4 protein-coding genes, 1 tRNA gene, 2 rRNA genes and 3 pseudogenes (1 of these 10 only partly in view) are annotated in these 19,864 nt (G+C 68.1%); 4 read left to right on the forward strand and 6 right to left on the reverse strand.

Translation table 11 applies throughout. The annotated features are described in order from the left end of the window. Positions 1–12: 12 nt before the first annotated feature. Positions 13–903, forward strand: coding sequence for a LysR family transcriptional regulator (locus ABAZ39_RS14705; protein ID WP_040133815.1), 891 nt, complete (start codon positions 13–15; stop codon positions 901–903). Positions 904–1,128: 225 nt separating this feature from the next. Here ABAZ39_RS14705 and ABAZ39_RS14710 read toward each other — a convergent pair whose 3' ends face one another. Next, a complete protein-coding gene (locus tag ABAZ39_RS14710; protein ID WP_040133816.1) occupies positions 1,129–2,025 on the reverse strand; it encodes a LysR family transcriptional regulator in 897 nt (298 codons plus the stop codon). 107 nt (positions 2,026–2,132) lie between these two features. Here ABAZ39_RS14710 and ABAZ39_RS14715 point away from each other — a divergent pair, with 107 nt between their 5' ends. The 3 genes and pseudogenes from ABAZ39_RS14715 (at position 2,133) to ABAZ39_RS37855 (ending at position 16,958) form a co-directional block, all read left to right on the forward strand. Continuing rightward, positions 2,133–16,301, forward strand: coding sequence for an Ig-like domain-containing protein (locus ABAZ39_RS14715; RefSeq protein ID WP_040133817.1), 14,169 nt, complete (start codon positions 2,133–2,135; stop codon positions 16,299–16,301). Next, a pseudogene (locus tag ABAZ39_RS37515) lies at positions 16,271–16,384 on the forward strand (hypothetical protein); the annotation flags it as partial. The gene ABAZ39_RS14715 and the pseudogene ABAZ39_RS37515, both read left to right, overlap by 31 nt. Before the next feature lie 67 nt (positions 16,385–16,451). Further along, positions 16,452–16,958: a calcium-binding protein gene (locus tag ABAZ39_RS37855; protein ID WP_505436645.1), complete on the forward strand. Its 507-nt coding sequence runs from the start codon at positions 16,452–16,454 to the stop codon at positions 16,956–16,958. 148 nt (positions 16,959–17,106) lie between these two features. Here the strand turns inward: ABAZ39_RS37855 and ABAZ39_RS14725 are convergent. The 5 genes and pseudogenes from ABAZ39_RS14725 to ABAZ39_RS14745 form a co-directional block, all read right to left on the reverse strand. After that, a pseudogene (locus ABAZ39_RS14725) lies at positions 17,107–17,829 on the reverse strand (acyl-CoA dehydrogenase family protein); the annotation flags it as partial. 128 nt (positions 17,830–17,957) lie between these two features. Beyond that, a pseudogene (locus tag ABAZ39_RS37710) lies at positions 17,958–18,152 on the reverse strand (IS5/IS1182 family transposase); the annotation flags it as partial. Positions 18,153–18,654: 502 nt separating this feature from the next. Beyond that, positions 18,655–18,731: transfer RNA gene (locus ABAZ39_RS14735), tRNA-Met, on the reverse strand. A gap of 96 nt (positions 18,732–18,827) precedes the next feature. Beyond that, positions 18,828–18,943: ribosomal RNA gene (gene rrf / locus ABAZ39_RS14740) — 5S ribosomal RNA — on the reverse strand. A gap of 134 nt (positions 18,944–19,077) precedes the next feature. Further along, positions 19,078–19,864 (reverse strand): 23S ribosomal RNA (locus ABAZ39_RS14745); it runs 1,960 nt beyond the window's last position.

Below are 19,864 nucleotides of genomic sequence, written 5' to 3' on the forward strand. Positions count from 1 at the left end.
GGGGAGGAGAGCATGAATTTCGAACTGGTCGATCTGAAAGCCTTCGTGGCGGTGGCCGACCTGGGCAGCTTCAACCGCGCCGCCCAGCTGCTGAACCTCTCGCAGCCGGCGCTCAGCCGCCGCATCCAGAAGCTGGAGGACACGCTGGGCGTCGCTTTGTTCGAGCGCTCGACGCGCCATGTCGCCCTGACCATGGTCGGACGCGACTTCATCCCCAAGGTCCGGCGCTTCCTGGACGAGTTCGAGTCATCGCTGCTGGGGATCAGCGACCTGGGGGCGCGGAGCGGCGGGCAGATCACCATCGCCTCCGTCCCGACGGCGGTGTTCTACTTCCTGCCGAACGCGATCAGCCGATTCAGCGTCGCGTTCCCGCGCATCCGCATCCGCATCCTCGATCTCGGCGCCAACGAAGGGCTGGAGGCGGTGGCCCGCGGCGAGGCAGACTTCGGCATCAACTTCATCGGCACGTCACACCCGGACATCGAGTTCACGCCGCTGGCCGAGGACCCGTTCGTCGTCGCCTGCCGGCATGACCATCCGCTGGCCTCCCGGCGGGAGGTCGGCTGGGACGAGCTGGCGGCGCACCGGGTCATCACCGTGGGCAGGACCAGCGGCAACCGGGCGCTGATCGACAACGCCCTGGCGCAGCACAGCCTGAAGCTCAATTGGTCCTACGAGATCACACACCTCGCCAGTTCGCTCGGGCTGGTGGAGGCCGGGCTCGGCGTCGCGGTGCTTCCCAAACTCGCCACCCCGGCCTCCGGCCACCCCATCATCCGCACCATCCCGCTGAGCCACCCGAAGATTTCCCGGACGATCGGCGTCGTTCGCCGGCACGGCGCCATCCTCTCGCCCATGGCGGCGCGCTTTCTGGAGGTGCTGCTCGGCTCCTGGAAAGCCTGATGCCCCGAGAGCCTGTTTGGGAATGAGGGTTTGTCTGTTCCGGTGTGGAACCGGGAGACAGTCGATGTGGACGAAGGCTCATCGAGCGAAGCAGGCGGAGGAGGAACGGCGATCACAAAGGCGTTGCCACCGGTGCCGCTTCACGCCGCGGATGGGCCACGGGAGATGCCTCCACCGTCCCGGATCTCGGCGGGACGACGCCGGCCAAGACCGGACGCCTCCCGGTCAGCGCATCTCCACCAGCAGACGCCGCAGCCAGATGCCGGAAGGGTCGGCTTCGGTCCGGCGGTGCCAGACCAGCGAATAATTGAAATTCGGAATCAGAAACGGCAACGGGAAGGACAACAGGCCTTGCGACAGGGCGATCGATTCCAGCAGTGACGGCAGGGTCGCGATCATCTTCGTCCCCACGATGGCGGTGATGTTGCTCATGAAACTGGGGGAGCGCAGGGCAATGGCCCGGTGACGTCCGATGCCCTTCAGAAAGACATCGATCGGGCTCGATCCCGAAGCGCGGAACTGCGCGATGGCGTGTGGATAGAACAAATAATCGTCGATGGAAACGCCTTGCTCGCTTAGCTCCACCAGAGGGTGGTCCGCGGAACAGAACCCGACGAAACTGTCATGGAAAAGGAATTGCGACAGATAGGGTGACTCCGGAGGCTGGAGCCCCCAGAAGGTGCAGTCGAGTTCGCCGCCGGCCAGCTGGTTCAGGGTGTTCTCCCCGACGTTGATCAGTTCCAGCGTCACGTTGGGGGCGATCTGCTGAAGCTTCCGGGTGAGCCTTGGCACGATGGTCAGGGCGGCGAAATCGCTGATGCCGATCCGGAAATGGCGGTTGTCCTCGACGATGTCCGAACCGTCGCTTCTCATCAGGACGCGGACGGACTGGAGGATGCCCGCCACCGGACCAATCATGGATTGCGCCCGCTCCGTCGGCACCAGACGGTTGCGGGCGCGCACGAACAGCGGATCGTCCATCAGGACCCGGAGCCGGTTCAACGCATGACTGACCGCCGGTTGGCTCAGCGCCAGTTGCGGAGCCGCATCCTTCACCGAACCGGTGCGCGCGATCGCGTCAAAAACCACCAGCAAATTCAAGTCGATACGGTTCAAATTCATGGCGCGAATTCCGATCTTTATAACCCTGCATTTTACTAAAGCAACTTGCGTATGTATAGGCCGAAGGGAGGTCTCAAAGCGCCTAACCCCTTCGAGGATTGCTCGTCATGCTCCATTCGACCGTGTCCCGGCCCGTCCCCGCTATCCTGGGCTGCGAGGGTGTTCCCGAGGCTTCGAGGCGCGAGATCGCGTTCATCGACATGGCGCTCGATGACTGGCAGGCGCTGGAGGCCGGGATGCCGGCCGGCATCGAAGTCTTCCTGATCGACAGCCGGGCGGACGGCATGGCGGCGATGGCGCGGACGCTGGACGGGCGCCGCGACATTCACGCCATTCATGTGCTCAGCCACGGCTTCGAAGGCGGTCTCCAACTCGGCTCCGGCCGGTTCGACACCGCGGCCCTGGCCCAGCGTGTCGAGGAACTGGCCTCTATCGTCTCCAGCCTCGCCCCGGATGGCGACATCCTGCTCTACGGCTGCAACGTGGCGGCCGGCCGGGGCGCCGACTTCCTCACCGCGCTGGCGGAGGCGACGGGGGCCAACGTCGCGGCCTCGCGGACGCCCACGGGTGCCGCGGACCGGGGCGGCGACTGGGACCTCGACTGGGTGCACGGCGCTGTCACCACGGACTCTCTGCGCTTCGATTCATATCGCGGGGTGATGGTCGCTCCGGTCATCGTGAGCGGCGTCGCCTACATCGGTGAAAACATCGTCGTGTTGACGTTCGATCAAGCGCTGGATACCGGAAGCCAGCCGAACGTGAATTCCTTCGCCTCCGACGCGTTGACCCCGGGCAGCGCGCGGATCAACGGCATCCCGACCAACCTGACGTCCGCTGTGGTTTCCGGCAACACGCTGACGCTGACGCTCCCACAGCAGACGTTCACCAACAACGACATCCTCACCATCCTGTACGAGGACCCGTTTGGCGACCAGTCCAGCAGCGTTCTTCAGGGTTCGTCCTCCGGTGAGGATGTCGGAACCTTCCAGTACGATATCACCGTCGCGACGGCCCGTCCGACCACGGCTCCGACACTGACGGCGACGGGCGGCACGACGACCTTCACCAACAGCCAAGTGGACCTGTTCTCGTCGGTCACGGCCAGCACCAACGACACGGGGCAGGTCTTCACCAGCCTGACGCTGACCGTAACGGGCGTCCAGGACGGTGCGGCGGAATCCCTGACCTTCTACATACCCGGCGCGACCAATCCGCTTCAACTCAGTTTGGTCAACGGAACAGGCATCGCGAATCCGATGATGCCAGGCGGAGCGGTCGTCACCGCGACCGTCATCGTCACCGGCAGCACGGCGACCGTGACGCTCACGGGCCTGGAGGCGTCGGATGCCGATATGGGGTGGCTCCTCGACGACCTCGTCTACAACAACACCGCCAGCACGCCGTCCAATGGCCAGCGCGTCATCACCGTCAACAGCGTCACCGACGACGGCAGCAGCAACAGCACCGCCAGCATCTCCGGCGTCTCCAGCACCGTCAATATCGGTGCGGCGGCTTCGACTCTGCCGACGCTGACGGCGACGGGCAGCACGACGACCTTCAACGCCAGCGCGGTGGATCTGTTCTCGTCGGTCACGGCCAGCACCAACGACACGGGGCAGGTCTTCACCGGCCTGACGCTGACCGTGACGGGCATCGTCGACGGCGCGTCGGAAATGCTGGGCTTTATCATACCGGGGATGATGGGGGGGCCCGTCACCATCGCGCTGACCGGCGCCGGCACCCTGACGGGTCCCTTCGTCGGGTCGGCTGTCGGCGGCGTCACGCTCAATGGCAGCACCGCCACGGTGACGATCAGCGGCCTGCAGTACTCGGCCGCCGACATGCAGTCGTTCATCGACAGCATCGCCTACAACAACATCGCCGGCACGCCGTCCAACGGCCAGCGCGTCGTCACCCTCACCGGCGTCACCGACGACGGGGCGAGCAACAACACGGCCAGCCTGACCGGCATCGCCGCCACCATCAATGTCGGCGCACCGCCGCTGACCCTGCCCACCCTGACGGCGACGGGCGGCACGCCGGCCTTCAGCCAGGGATCGCCCGTGGGCGTCGATCTGTTCTCCACGGTGACGGCGAACACCAACGACACCGGGCAGGTCTTCACCGGCCTGACCCTGACGATCACCGGCGTGTCCGACGCCGAGGCGCTGCTCGGCATCGGCAGCAATCCCCTGGCCTTGTCGATCGCCGGCGGCGGCCCGACGCCCTTGCCGGGAATCACCGGGTCCGGGCTGGGCGTCTTCGCCAACGTGGCGGTCAACGGCACCACGGTGACCGTAACCCTGACCGGGCTGTACCACACCAACGCCCAGCTCGAGGCGCTGATCGACGGCCTGTCCTACATCAATTACACCGGCGGAACCCTCGTCTCCGGCAACGTCACGCCCGGCAACCGCGTCATCACCGTCACCAGCGTCACCGACGACGGCGGCAACAACCACACCGCCAGCCTCACCGGCGTTTCCGCCACCGTGAACGTCTCGGGCCCGGCGGCGCCCGTCCTGGTCAGCGCCGTGGCCCATGCCGGCGAGAACACCATCACGCTGACGTTCGACACGGCCCTCGACAGCACAGGCACGATTCCGACCAGCCTGTTCCTCGGCACCTCCGGCCCCTGGTTCTACGGTGCGAACAAGGTCGTGCTCACGAGCAACGGAAGCACCGGCCCGGTCGACGTGAGCTCCGTGTCGGTGTCCGGCAACACGCTGACGCTGACCCTCAGCAACGCCACGCTCACCGCCGGCGACTCGATCAACTTCCGCTACCTTGATCCGAACAGCGGCGACGACGCCAGTGGCGTCATCCAGAGCGCCACCGGGGGGCTGGACGCCCTCGGCTTCGACGCCGCCCTGACCGTGGGCGCGGCCCGCCCTGTCCCGGTCCTGCAAAGCGCCGCCGTCACCGGCGATTCGCTGGTGCTCACCTACGACGTGGACCTCGATTCCGCCAACCCGCCGGCGCTGGGAGCCTTCACCGTCACGGTCGGCGGCACCTCGGTGGCGATCAGCGGCGTCGCCGTGGACGGCGTCGGCAAGACGGTCACGCTGACGCTCGGCCAGGTGGTCGCCTATGGCGACACGGTCGCCGTCTCCTACACCGACCCCACCGCGAACGACGACGCCAACGCCATCCAGGCCGGCAGTGGCGGGCGCGACGCCGCCAGCCTTTCCGGCCAGTCGGTTACCAACAATTCGCCCGACCCGAGCACCACGCCGCCCTCCGTCACGGCCATCGACGCCTATGTCGGTGAAAACGTCATCATCGTAACGTTCGACCAAACCCTGGACGCCCAGAGCCCGCTGCTGCTGTCCAGCTTCGGTGCCGTCGACAGCTACATTCCGCTGGACCTGGGCACCGGCGCCATCCTCGTGGGCAGCACGAAGGTCGATCTGCGCTCGGCGGTCATCTCCGGCAACAAGCTGATCCTGACCACGGTGAGCCCGCTCGCTCAAGGGGATTACGTCCGCTTCACCTACACCGATCCCACCGCGGGCAACGACACCGCCAACGTCCTGCAGAACCTGTCGGGCCTGGATCTCCCCGACACCCGCTTCGCCACCATGGTCACGGCCGCCCGCACGGTCAACGCCCCGAGCCTGACGGCGACGGGCAACGCGACGACCTTCATCAACTCTTCGAGCCCGGCGGACCTCTTCTCGTCGGTCACGGCGAACGCCAATGATCTGGGTCAGACCTTCACCGGTCTGACCTTCACCGTGACCGGCGTCCTGGACGGTATGTCGGAATACCTGATCTTCATGGTCCCCGGGGGCACGTCCTCCATCATGAATTTGGCCGATGGTGCCAGCTTGATGAGCGGCACCTTCGGAGTCACTGGCGGCGCCACGCTCAACGGCAGCACCTTGACGGTGACGATCAGCGGCCTGCGGTTGTCGGCTGACGAAATGCAGTACCTCCTGGACGGCTTCTACTACAACAATAACGCCGGCACGCCGTCCGACGGCCAGCGCATCATCACCCTCGCCAGCGTCACCGACAGCGGCGGCAGCAACAACATCGGCACCCTCACCGGCATCTCCGCCGTCATCACCATCGGCGCCCCCCCGACGCCGGTCCTGCAAAGCGCCGCGGTCAACGGCACGTCGCTGGTGCTGACCTACGACACGGCGCTCGACGCCGTGAACGTTCCGTCCGCGGGCAGCTTCACCGTCCTGGCCGGCGGCTCCCCGGTGACCGTCAGCGGCGTCGCCGTGGACACCGCGAGCAAGACGGTCACGCTGACGCTCGCCCAGCCGGTCGCCTACGGCGCCGCGGTCAGCGTTTCCTATGCCGACCCCACCGCGGGTGACGACGCCAACGCCATCCAGTCCTTCGGCGATGGCCTCGACGCCGCCGGCTTCACCGGCCAGTCGGTCACCAACACCACGCCCGACCCGAACGGCGTGCCGCCGACGCTGACTCTGACGGCAAAGAACGGTGGTTTCTCGTCCGGCCAAGGCAGCAGCGGCACCGACCTGTTCGATGGTGTGACCGCCTCGACGGTGGACAACGGTCAGACCTTCACCGGCATGGTTCTGACCGTTCACAACGTCGGCGGCACCGGCAGCACCGAGTTCCTGAGCATCGGCGGCACCGACATCGCCCTGAGCAACGGCACCTCGGGCAGCTTCGCCAGTGGCAACTACGCGGTCACGCTGGCGAACGGCGTCGCCACGGTGACGCTGAGCGGCATGGCGCTGAGCAACGGCGGCATGGACACGCTGATCGACGGCATCGCCTACAAGAACACCGACGCGGCCGGCACGAACTACGGCAGCAGCGAGACCCGCTCGGTCGTTCTGCGCTCCATCACCGACAGCGGGGCCTCCAGCAACTCCACGGTGATCGACCAGGTCGCCACGGTCACGATCGCGGACACGGCCACCTACACCCCGTTCCTGACGATCGTACCGACGAACCCGACCATCACCTTCACGCCGGGAACGCCGCAGCAGGTGTCCTTCACCCTGACGGCCACGCAGATGAGGACGTTGGTCGGTTCGTCCATCACGTTCGGGGTCGATGCCCCGAGCGGCTGGTCGGTGGGAAACGTCAGTCTCACTCCCGCGATCGCCGGGATCATCAATCAAGGCGCCGTCTTCACGCTGACCTTCGACGTGACGTCCTCCGGCACGGACACGTCCGGCGCGTTCCCCATCAGCGTCCACGCGATTTCCACCGGCATTGACCTCACCAGTTCGGTCCTCTCCAGCTCCGTCATGGTGACGGTCACCCCTCCGCCGGTGTTTCAAAGCGCGTCGGTGGACGGCGCGACGCTGGTGCTCACCTACGACAGCGCGCTGGACGCGGCCAACCCGCCGGCGGCCGGCGCCTTCACGGTCAAGGTCGGAGGCACCACGGTCACGGTCAGCAACGTCGCTGTGGACAGCACCAACAAGACGGTCACGCTCACGCTCACCCAGCCGGTCACGGACACGGACACGGTCACCGTCGCCTACACCGACCCGACCGTGGGCGACGATGCCAACGCCGTACAGTCCCCTACCGGCGGCGATGCCGCCAGCTTCACCGCCCAGCCGGTCACCAACAACTCGCCCGACACCACCCCGCCGACTCTGACCTCGGCGCGGCTGAACGGAACGCAGCTGACTCTGACTTATTCGGAGACGCTGAACGGCGCCCAGGCGCCCACCTCGGCCTTCACGGTGACGGTGGGCGGCGTCACGCGGACGGTCACTGCGGTCGTCACCAGCGGCAGGACGGTCACCCTGACGCTGGACGCCGGGGCGACGCCCTATCAGAGCGTCACGGTGGACTACACCCCGCCGGGCTCCGGCGCGAAGACGGCGGACGCGGCCGGCAACGCCGCGGGCGCGTTGAACGGCCGGACTGTCACGGTGGTTGGTGATCCGACCTTCACCCTGGAAGGCACCAACCTCTTCGGCCTCGGCGATGTTGGGGACAACGCCACACCGATCTTCGTGGACATCGATGGTGACGGCGACCTCGACGCCCTGGTCGGCAACTTCGCCAGCAAAATAGTCTTCTATCGCAACGTCGGGACGGCGACGCAGCCCACCTTCACGCTGGAGGGCTCCAACCCCTTCGGCCTCAACACCGTGGGTTCCGGCGGGGCGCAACCGACCTTCGCCGACCTCGACGGCGACGGCGATCTTGACGCCCTGGTCGGCACCGCTAGCGGCAACACCTACTTCTATCGCAACGTCGGGACGGCGACGCAGCCCACCTTCACGCTGGAGGGTTCCAACCCCTTCGGTCTCAGCCGCGCCGGGTTCGGATCGTCGGTGGAACTGGCGGATATCGACGGGGATGGCGACCTTGACGCCCTGATCGGCGTTGACGACGGCCACACGGTCTTCTATCGCAACGTCGGGACGGCGACGCAGCCCACCTTCACGCTGGAGGCCACCAACCCCTTCGGCCTCGGCAACGTCGGGGTCAGCGCGACGCCGAAGCTGTTGGACATCGATGGTGACGGCGACCTCGACGCCCTGATCGGTAGCGGGGATGGCCAGACATACTTCTATCGCAACGTCGGGACGGCGGCGGCGCCCACTTTCGTCCTGGAGGGCACCAACCTCTTCGGCCTCGGCGATGTTGGGGACAACGCCACACCGATCTTCGTGGACATCGATGGTGACGGCGACCTCGACGCCCTGATCGGCAATACGGACGGTGATACGGTGCTGTTCCGCAACGGTCCGCCGCCGCCGGCCGCACCGGGCGGTCTGACGCTGACGGCGGGATCGAACAGCGGTTCGACGACGGACACGCTGACCAAGGTCACGACGCCGACGATCACCGGGACGGCTGAGGCCTTCGCCACAGTGGTGCTGTACGACGGGGCGACCGTGGTGGGCACCGCGACCGCCAACGGCGCGGGCCTGTGGACGGTCACGTCGGCGTCGCTGAGCGACGGCGCGCATTCGCTGACCGTCAAGGCAAGCACCGCCAACGGCACGTCGGCGGCTTCGACGGCGCTGAGCGTGACCATCGACACGGCGGCGCCGTCGCTGACCTCGGCGGTGCTGAGCGGGACGCGGCTGACGCTGATCTATTCGGAGGCGTTGGACGGCGCTGAGACTCCGGTGGCCGGCGCCTTCACGGTGACGGTGGGTGGCGTGGTGCGCACGGTCACCGCGGTCGCCACCGACGGCCGGGCAGTCATCCTGACGCTGGATGCCGGCGCCTCCTCGATCTATGAGGGCGCGACGGTCAGCTACACCCCGCCGGGCTCGGGCGCCAAGACCGTGGATGCCGCCGGCAACGCCGCGGGCGCCCTGAGCGGCCAGCCGGTCCGCGTGGGCGGCGACCCCAAGTTCACCCTGGAAGCCACCAACCCGTTCGGCCTCGGCAGCTTCGTCGGCCAGTCCGCCCCGGTCTTCGCCGACATCGACGGCGACGGCGACCTCGACGCGGTGGTCGGCGACTGGTACGCCAACATCGTCGTCTACCGGAATGTCGGCACGGCGGATGCGCCGAGCTTCACCCTGGTGGGCACCAACCCCTTCGGCCTGAACACCGTCGGCGGCGGCATGCCCGCCTACGCCAAGCCGGTCCTCGCGGACATCGACGGCGACGGCGACCTCGACCTGCTGGCCGGCAACGCGGGCGGCGGCATCGTCGTCTACCGCAACGTCGGGACGGCGGCGGCGCCCAGCTTCACCCTGGTGGGCACCAATCCCTTCGGCTTGAGCAATGTCGGGGGCTTCGCGTCGCCGTCCCTGGTGGACATCGACGGCGACGGCGATCTCGACGCCCTGATCGGCAACGCGGATGGCGACACGCTCTTCTATCGGAACGTCGGAACGGCGGCGGCCCCCACCTTCGCGCTGGAAAGCACCAATCCCTTCGGCCTCGGCGATGCCGGAAGCAACGCCACGCCGATCTTCGTGGACATCGATGGGGATGGCGACCTCGACGCGCTGATCGGCAACGACAGCGGCAACACGGTCCTCTACCGGAACATCGGGACGGCGGCGGCGCCCACCTTCACGCTGGAGGGCACCAACCCCTTCAACCTGGGCGACGTCGGCAGCAACGCGAAGCCGACCTTCGCGGACATCGACGGGGACGGCGACCTCGACGCCCTGATCGGCCGGGACGACGGCAAGACGGTCCTCTACCGGAACACCACGCCGCCGCCCGCCACCCCCACGGCGCCGACGCTGACGGCGGGTTCCAACAGCGGCTCGACCACCGACACGCTGACCAACGTCACGGCGCCGGCGATCGTCGGAACCGCGGTCGCCTCGTCGACGGTGGTGCTGTACGACGGCGCGACGGCCATCGGCACGGTGACGGCCGACGCCTCCTCCGGCCTGTGGACGCTCTCCACCGCCTCGCTGAGCGATGGCACCCACTCGCTGACCGTCACGTCGAGCAACGCCAACGGCACCTCGTCGGCCTCGACCGCATTGACGCTGACGATCGACACCAAGGCGCCGACGCTCACCTCGGCGACGCTGAACGGGACGCAGCTGACCCTGACCTATTCGGAGCTTCTGGACGGCGCCCAGACTCCGGCCGGCGCCTTCACGGTGATGGTGGGCGGCGTGGCGCGGACGGTCACCGCGGTCGCCACCAGCGGCAAGACGGTCACCCTGACGCTCGACGCCGGGGCGACGGTCTACCAGAGCGTCACGGTGGACTACACGCCGCCGGGCTCCGGCGCGAAGACCGCGGACGCCGCCGGCAACGCCGCGGGCGCGCTGACCGGTCAGGCGGTCCGCGTGGCGGGCGATCCCAGCTTCGTCCTGGAAGCCACCAACCCCTTCGGCTTGAACGGTCTTTTCCCGCAAGCCAAGCCGGTCTTCGTCGACATCGACGGCGACGGTGACCTCGACGCCCTGGTCGGCAACATCGGGATCAATCTCCAGTTCTACCGCAACGTCGGCAACGCGACCGCACCCAGCTTCACCTTGGAGGCGGCGACCGATCCCTTCGGGCTGAGCGGTGCGACGATGTCCACCCCGGCCTTCGCGGACCTCGACGGCGATGGCGACCTCGACATCCTGGTCGGAAGCAACTCCGGCTCCCTGCTGTTCCTGCGCAATATCGGAACCGCGACGGCGCCCAGCTTCACCCTGGAGGCCACCAACCCCTTCGGGCTCAGCACTTTCATCCCCCTCGCGTCGCCGAGCATCGCGGACCTCGACGGCGATGGCGACCTCGATATCCTGGTCGGCAGCCAGGGCGGCGACACGCTGTTCTACCGCAACGTCGGAACGGCGACAGCGCCCAGCTTCACCCTGGTCGGCACCAATCCCTTCGGCCTCGGCAATTCGGGGGGGCAGGCGTCGCCGACCATGGTGGACATCGACGGCGACGGCGACCTCGACATCCTGGTCGGCAACATCATCGGTGACACGGTGGTCTACCGCAACGTCGGGACGGCGACGGCGCCCAGCTTCACGCTGGTCGGCACCAACCCGTTCGGGCTGAGCAACGCCGGGATGATGGGGGCGCCGAGCATCGTCGACATCGATGGCGACGGCGATCTCGACGCCCTGGTCGGCGCCTTCACAAGCATCACCCTGTTCCGCAACGTTCCGCCGACTCCGGCGAGTCTGGCGCTGACGACCGCGTCCAACAGCGGTTCGACGACGGACACGCTGACCAACGTCACGGCTCCGGCGATTACCGGCTTGGCCAAGGCGTTCACAACCGTGGTGCTGTACGAGGGCGCGACGGCGCTGGGCACGGTGACGGCCGATGCCAATGGGCTTTGGACCGTCACGACGGCCTCGCTGGGCGACGGGGCTCATTCCCTGACCGCCGTGTCGAGCGATGCCACCGGCACGTCGTCGGCCTCCAGCACGCTGACGGTGACCATCGACAGCGCGGCTCCGAACGCCCCGACCGTCACGACGGCGCTGAGCAACAGCGCGACGCCGACCCTGACCGGCACGGCGGAAGCGGACAGCACGGTGACCGTCACGGTGGGTGGGGCGACCTACACCACGACGGCGACCAACGGCACCTGGAGCCTCAACCTCGCCACGGCGACGCCGACCTCCGGATCGCTGAACCTCAACGCCAACGGCACGAACGCCGTCTCGGCGACGGCAACGGACGCGGCGGGCAACACCTCCACGGCCGGCACCCAGACGCTGACCATCGACACTACCGCGCCCAACGCCCCGGCGGTCACCAGCGCCGCGCTGACCAAGAACGCCACGCCAATCCTCACCGGCACCGCCGAGGCCGACAGCACGGTGACCGTCACGGTGGGCGGCGCCACCTACACCACGACGGCAACCAACGGCAGCTGGAGCCTCAACCTCGCCACGGCCACGCCAGCCTCCGGCACGTTGAGCCTCAACGCCAACGGCAGCAACGCCGTCTCGGCCACCGCCACCGACGCGGCGGGCAACGTCTCCACGGCTGGCACCCAGACGCTGACCATCGACACCACTGCGCCCAACGCGCCGGCGGTGACCAGCGCCGCACTGAGCAACAGTGCCACCCCGACCATTGGCGGTACGGCCGAGACCGGCAGCACGGTGACCGTCACCATCGGCGGGGCGACCTACACCACGACGGCGACCAACGGCACCTGGAGCCTCAACCTCGCCACGGCCACGCCGGCCTCCGGCTCGTTGAGCCTGAACGCCAACGGCACCAACGCCGTCTCGGCGACGGCAACGGATGCGGCCGGCAACACGTCTACGGCTGGCACCCAGACGCTGACCATCGACACCACTGCGCCCAACGCGCCCACCGTTACGACGGCGCTGAGCAACAGCACGACGCCCACCCTCACCGGGGCGGCCGAGACCGGCAGCACGGTGACTGTCACCATCGGCGGGGCGGCCTACACCACGACGGCGACCAACGGCACCTGGAGCCTCAACCTCGCCACGGCCACCCCGACCTCCGGCTCGCTGAGCCTCAACGCCAACGGCACTAACGCCGTCTCTGCCACCGCCACTGACGCGGCGGGCAACGTCTCCACGGCCGGCACCCAGACGCTGACCATCGACACCACCCTGCCCGATGCTCCAACGGTGACCAGCGCGGCGCTGACCAAAAACGCCACGCCAATCCTCACCGGAACGGCGGAGGCCGACAGCACCGTCATCGTCACGGTGGGTGGGGCGACCTACACCACCACCGCCACCAACGGGACCTGGAGCCTCAACCTCGCCACGGCCACGCCGGCCTCCGGCTCGTTGAGCCTGAACGCCAACGGCACCAACGCCGTCTCGGCGACGGCAACGGATGCGGCCGGCAACACGTCTACGGCTGGCACCCAGACGCTGACCATCGACACCACCGCGCCCAATGCGCCCACCGTTACGACGGCGCTGAGCAACAGCACGACGCCGATCCTCACCGGCGCGGCCGAGACCGGCAGCACGGTGACTGTCACCATCGGCGGGGCGGCCTACACCACGACGGCGACCAACGGCACCTGGAGCCTCAACCTCGCCACGGCCACCCCGACCTCCGGCTCGCTGAGCCTCAACGCCAACGGCACTAACGCCGTCTCTGCCACCGCCACTGACGCGGCGGGCAACGTCTCCACGGCCGGCACCCAGACGCTGACCATCGACACCACCCTGCCCGATGCTCCAACGGTGACCAGCGCGGCGCTGACCAAAAACGCCACGCCAATCCTCACCGGAACGGCGGAGGCCGACAGCACGGTCACCGTCACGGTGGGTGGGGCGACCTACACCACCACCGCCACCAACGGGACCTGGAGCCTCAACCTCGCCACGGCGACGCCGACCTCCGGCTCGTTGAGCCTGAACGCCAACGGCACCAACGCCGTCGCGGCCACGGCAACCGACACCGCCGGCAACACATCCGCGCCGAGCACCCAGTCCCTGACCATCGACACCACGGCACCCAACGCGCCGGCAGTGACCTCGGCGACGCTGACCAACAGCACGACGCCGATCCTCACCGGCGCGGCCGAGACCGGCAGCACGGTGACTGTCACTATCGGCGGCGCCACCTACACCACCACCGCCACCAACGGCAGCTGGAGCCTCAACCTCGCCACGGCGACGCCGACCTCCGGGTCGCTGAGCCTGAACCCCAACGGCACGAACGCCGTCTCGGCCACCGCCACCGACGCGGCGGGCAACACCTCCTCGGCCGGCACCCAGACGCTGACCATCGACACCACCCTGCCCGACGCGCCAACGGTGACCAGCGCCGCGCTGAGCAACAGCACGACGCCCACCCTCACCGGGGCGGCCGAGGCGAATGCCACGGTGACCGTCACGGTGGGCGGCGCCACCTACACCACGACGGCGACCAACGGCAGCTGGAGCCTCAACCTCGCCACCGCGACACCGACCTCCGGGTCGCTGAGCCTCAACCCCAACGGCACCAACGCCGTCTCGGCCACCGCCACCGACGTGGCGGGCAACACCTCCACGGCCGGCACCCAAACGCTGACCATCGACACCACCCTCCCCGACGCCCCGACGGTGACCAGCGCCGCGCTGAGCAACAGCACCACACCCACCCTCACCGGCACCGCCGAGACCGGCAGCACGGTCACCGTCACGGTGGGTGGGGCGACCTACACCACGACGGCGACCAACGGCACCTGGAGCCTCAACCTCGCCACCGCGACGCCGACCGCCGGGTCGCTGAGCCTCAACCCCAACGGCACCAACGCCGTCTCGGCCACCGCCACCGACGCCTCGGGCAACGTCTCCGCGCCGGGCACCCAGACGCTGACCATCGACACCACCCTGCCCGACGCACCGACCGTCACCACCGCGCTCACCAACAGCACCACGCCCACCCTCACCGGCACCGCCGAGGCCAACGCCACGGTGACCGTCACGGTGGGCGGCGCCACCTACACCACCACCGCCTCGGGGACCGGCGCCTGGAGCCTCGACCTCGCCACCGCCACCCCGACCGCCGGCTCGCTCAGCCTCGACCCCAACGGCGCCAACCCCGTCGCGGCCACCGCCACCGACGCCGCCGGCAACGTGTCGAGCCCCGCCACCCACACGCTGACCGTCGACACCACCCCACCGACGGCCAGCGTGCTGTTCGACGACGACAGCATCGACGCCATCGAGCAGTCCAGCACCGCCTTCACCATCAGCGGCGGCGAGGCCGGCGCCGCCTTCACCTGGACGATCACCTCCGCCGGCGGCGGCCAGGTCTCCGGCAGCGGCGTGATGAGCGGCCCGACCGCGCAGGTCGGCGGGCTCGACCTCTCCGGCCTGGGCGACGGTACGCTGACCCTGACGCTCGCCCTGACCGACCCGGCGGGCAACGCCTCGCTGCCCTTCACCGCGACGACGCAGAAGCTCACCGCCACCGTCGACAAGCCCGCCCCCGTCGCCCCGCCGCCGGTCGCCACGGTGGACGGCGCCACCGTCACCGGCGCGGTCACCACCAACGGCGACGGCAGCCGCACCACCACCGTGACCATCGAGGCCAGCACCGGCACCCGCGTCGAGGACACCAGCACCGCCAACCCCGACCTCGCCGACGTCCCGGTGGTGCGCGAGCAGGTGGTCGACGCGCAGACCGGCCAGGTCTCCACCCAGACCACGCTGACGGTCAGCGTCTCCACCGGCGTCGCCGTCACCGCCACCGGCGGCGCCGAGCGGCAGACCGCCGCCCAGGCGCTGACCGGGCTGACCGGCCTGATCGCCGCCATCGAGGCGCGCACCGACGAGGGCACCGCCGCGCGCAGCGGGCTGACCGGCGGCGGTTCGGGCTTCCTCTCGGTGCTGTCGGCGCAGGCCCAGCTTCTGGTCCGCGCCATCGACTTCACCGCGCCCGGCGTGGCCGCCGGCCAGGCGGTGCAGACCAAGGTGACCGGCACCACGCTGGGCGGCACCGGCCCGACCAGCACGGCGCCGACCGCGGTGGTGCTCAACACCACGGGCCTGACCGGGCCGGTGACCATCCAGCTCGACAACGTCGAGTTCGCGGCGGTGGTCGGCAACGCCACGCTGGTCGGCGGCGACGGCGAGCAGATCGTCTACGGCGACGACCACGAGCAGTACATGCATCTGGGCGACGGCGACGACCTCCTGCACGGCGGCGGCGGCAACGACACGATCACCAGCGCCGGCGGCAACGACACGCTGTACGGCGACGAGGGCGACGACCTGGTGCACGGCGGCGAGGGCGACGACTGGCTGTNCGGCGGGTCSGGCAACGACCTGATNCGGCGGCGGCACGGGCGACGACCGCGGCTTNCGGCGGCGAGGGCGACGACSTGCTGTTCGGCGAGGAGGGCGACGACACGCTGMCSGSSAACGAGGGCAACGACACGCTGAGCGGCGGGNCGGGCAACGACCTGCTGTTCGGCGAGGASGGCGACGACCTTCTGTACGGCGACGAGGGCGACGACACGCTGAGCGGCGGGGACGGCAACGACACGGCGCTGGGCGGGTCGGGCCACGACCTGATCGCCGGGCAACGACCTGCTGTTCGGCGAGGACGGCGACGACCTTCTGTACGGCGACGAGGGCGACGACACGCTGAGCGGCGGGGACGGCAACGACACGGCGCTGGGCGGGTCGGGCCACGACCTGATCGCTCTGGGGTCGGGCAACGACCTGGGGCTGGGCGGGGACGGCAACGACACGCTGTTCGGCGAGGAGGGCGACGACACGCTGTTCGGCGGGGCGGGCGACGACGTGCTGCACGGCGGGGCCGGCAACGACGTGCTGTTCGCCGACGGCGGGGCGGACACGCTGTGGGGCGGCGAGGGCGCGGACGTCTTCGCCTTCGGACGCGGCTCCGGCGGGTCGGTGGTGATGGACTTCGAAGTGGGAGTGGACCGCCTGGCCTTCTACGAGGCCGGCGTCGACCTCGGCGCGGTGATCCGCTCGGCGCGGGTGGAGGGCGGCAACACCACGCTCGACGTCGGCGGGGGCAACCGCATCACCATCCTCGGCCAGACCGGCAACGTCGCCGCCTGGTTCGGCTGAGCGGCGGCGGCGCAGCGCGCTCCGCAAACGAAAGGCGGGTGCCGGGGCCTTCGGGCTCCGGCACCCGCCTTTTTCTTTGCGGGCGGTGGGTCAGCTCAACCCCGGAGGCGGCCTTCAGGCTGCCTCCGGCGCCGACGCAACCGGGCGCTCAGTAGGACTTCGGCAGGTCCAGGACATGCTCGGCGACGTAGGCCAGGATCAGGTCGGTGGAGACGGGGGCCACCTGATACAGCCGGGTCTCGCGGAACTTGCGCTCGACGTCGTATTCGCTGGCGAAGCCGAAGCCGCCATGGAACTGCAGGCAGGCGTTCGCCGCCTCCCACGAGGCCTTGGCGGCGAGGTACTTGGCCATGTTGGCCTGGGCGCCGCAGGGCTCCCCGGCGTCGTAGAGTCGGCAGGCCTCGAAGCGCATCAGGTTGGCGGCCTCCACCTCGATGAAGCTCTCGGCGATGGGGAACTGCACGCCCTGGTTCTGGGCGATCGGGCGGCCGAACACCTGACGGTCGCGGGTGTAGTCGCACACCTTGTCGATGAACCAATAGCCGTCGCCGATGCATTCCGCCGCGATCAGCACCCGCTCGGCGTTGAGGCCGGTCAGGATGTATTTGAAGCCCTGCCCTTCCTCACCGATCAGGTTCTCCGCGGGGATTTCCAGATTGTCGAAGAACAGCTCGTTGGTCTCATGGTTGACCATGTTGCGGATGGGCCGGACGGTCATGCCCTTGGCCATCGCCTCCTTGATGTCGACGATGAAGATCGACATGCCCTCCGATTTCTTGCGCACCTGATCGAGCGGCGTGGTGCGGGCGAGCAAAATCATCAGGTCGGAATGCTGGACGCGGGAGATCCACACCTTCTGCCCGCTGAGCACCTCGATAAACCGGCCTTGAGCGCGGGTTGAGGCGAATGGAAGGGCCACACCAGTGTGGAAGCGGCGTTCTTCGGGGGTTGAACTGTCGGTTTTGACTGAAAAGGTGGAAATATGCGGCAGTTTTGGCGCTATACGGGCGCAGTTCGCCCCTCAAGCCAGATCAGGCGTCGGAAATTGTAGGCGAGGTTGGCGAGACCGATCTTCACCGTCGCGCGACCCAGGCCGATGGTGCGGATGAACAACCCCATGCGCGCCTTCTGGTCGGCGAAGACATGTTCGACGGCCGAGCGCACTGCCGAGCGGGTGCGGTTGGCACGCTGGTGGGGCTCCAGCATCGGCCGGCCCTTCGGCTTGCGGAAATGCATCATGCTGCGGCGCCCTGCCGCCGCGATGGCCGCTTCGTTGGCCTTGGAGCGGTAGGCGCTGTCCGCCACACCCGCGTCATCCAAGACATCATGGCGCTGATCGAGAGCGGCGCCGGCAGCCGCACCCTGGTGGCACGGCTCCGGGAGCTTGAGGCACGGGAGGACGAACTGAACGCTCACCTCATCCAGGTCCCGGTGGACCTGCCCGACATTCACCCGAACATCGCGGAACTTTACGCCCGCAAGGTGGCGCGTCTGGCCGAGGCGCTGAATCGCCCGGAGGAGCGCGACGAGGCAGCCGGTGCCATCCGCGGGCTGATCGAGCAGATCACGCTCACGTCCGGCCTGAAGCGCGGCCAGTTGGACGTGACGCTGTACGGTGAACTCGGCACGCTCCTGGAGTGGACGGCCAAAAAGCAGAACACTCCCGGCCCAGGTGGCTCGAGAGTGTCTGTATCGGTGGTTGCGGGGGCAGGATTTGAACCTGCGACCTTCAGGTTATGAGCCTGACGAGCTACCGGGCTGCTCCACCCCGCGGGTGTTCCTTGGGAAGGGACCGTGTGCGACGATTGTCAAGCGAGTGCGAAGCCTTGCTGCGTCCACGTCCGTGTTGGTGTGGCGTGTGCCGTGGTGACCTGGCGGCGACCTACTCTCCCACGTCTTAAGACGCAGTACCATCGGCGCTGAGGCGTTTCACGGCCGAGTTCGGAATGGGATCGGGTGTTGGGAGCCTCGCCATGACCACCAGGTCACCAAGGCACACGCGAACCATCCGGACGGGGACGGCAGAGGTTTGGTTTGAGCGAGGACGTTTGCTCTTGTTCTTTGCGGTGTTGGCTCGTGCGCCCAGGGCTTGCCGCTGCGCGCGGGCCGCCTGCTGGGAAGGATCAAGCCGATCGAGCGATTAGTAAGGCTCAGCTTCAGGCGTTGCCGCCCGTCCACATGCCTCCTATCGACGTGATGGTCTGTCACGGCTCTCAAGGGAGTTCTGGTTTAGAGGTGGGTTTCCCGCTTAGATGCTTTCAGCGGTTATCCCGTCCATACTTAGCTACCCGGCCATGCCACTGGCGTGACAACCGGTGCACCAGAGGTATGTCCATCCCGGTCCTCTCGTACTAGGGACAGATCCTCGCAAAACTCCGACACCCACGGCAGATAGGGACCGAACTGTCTCACGACGTTCTAAACCCAGCTCACGTACCACTTTAATCGGCGAACAGCCGAACCCTTGGGACCTGCTCCAGCCCCAGGATGTGATGAGCCGACATCGAGGTGCCAAACGACTCCGTCGATATGGACTCTTGGGAGTCATCAGCCTGTTATCCCCGGCGTACCTTTTATCCGTTGAGCGATGGCCCGTCCACATGGAACCACCGGATCACTATGGCCGACTTTCGTCTCTGCTCGACTTGTCTGTCTTGCAGTCAGGCGGGCTTATGCCATTGCACTCGACGAGCGATTTCCGACCGCTCTGAGCCCACCATCGCGCGCCTCCGTTACACTTTGGGAGGCGACCGCCCCAGTCAAACTACCCGCCATGCAGGGTCCCGGCTCCGGATGAACGGAGCGCGGTTAGATGCCAGAGACCTCAAGGGTGGTATTTCAAGGGTGGCTCCACCCGAGCTGGCGCCCGGGCTTCCTAGCCTCCCACCTATCCTACACATGAGATC

This window comes from Azospirillum argentinense (genome assembly GCF_000632475.1).
Lineage (GTDB): Bacteria > Pseudomonadota > Alphaproteobacteria > Azospirillales > Azospirillaceae > Azospirillum > Azospirillum baldaniorum.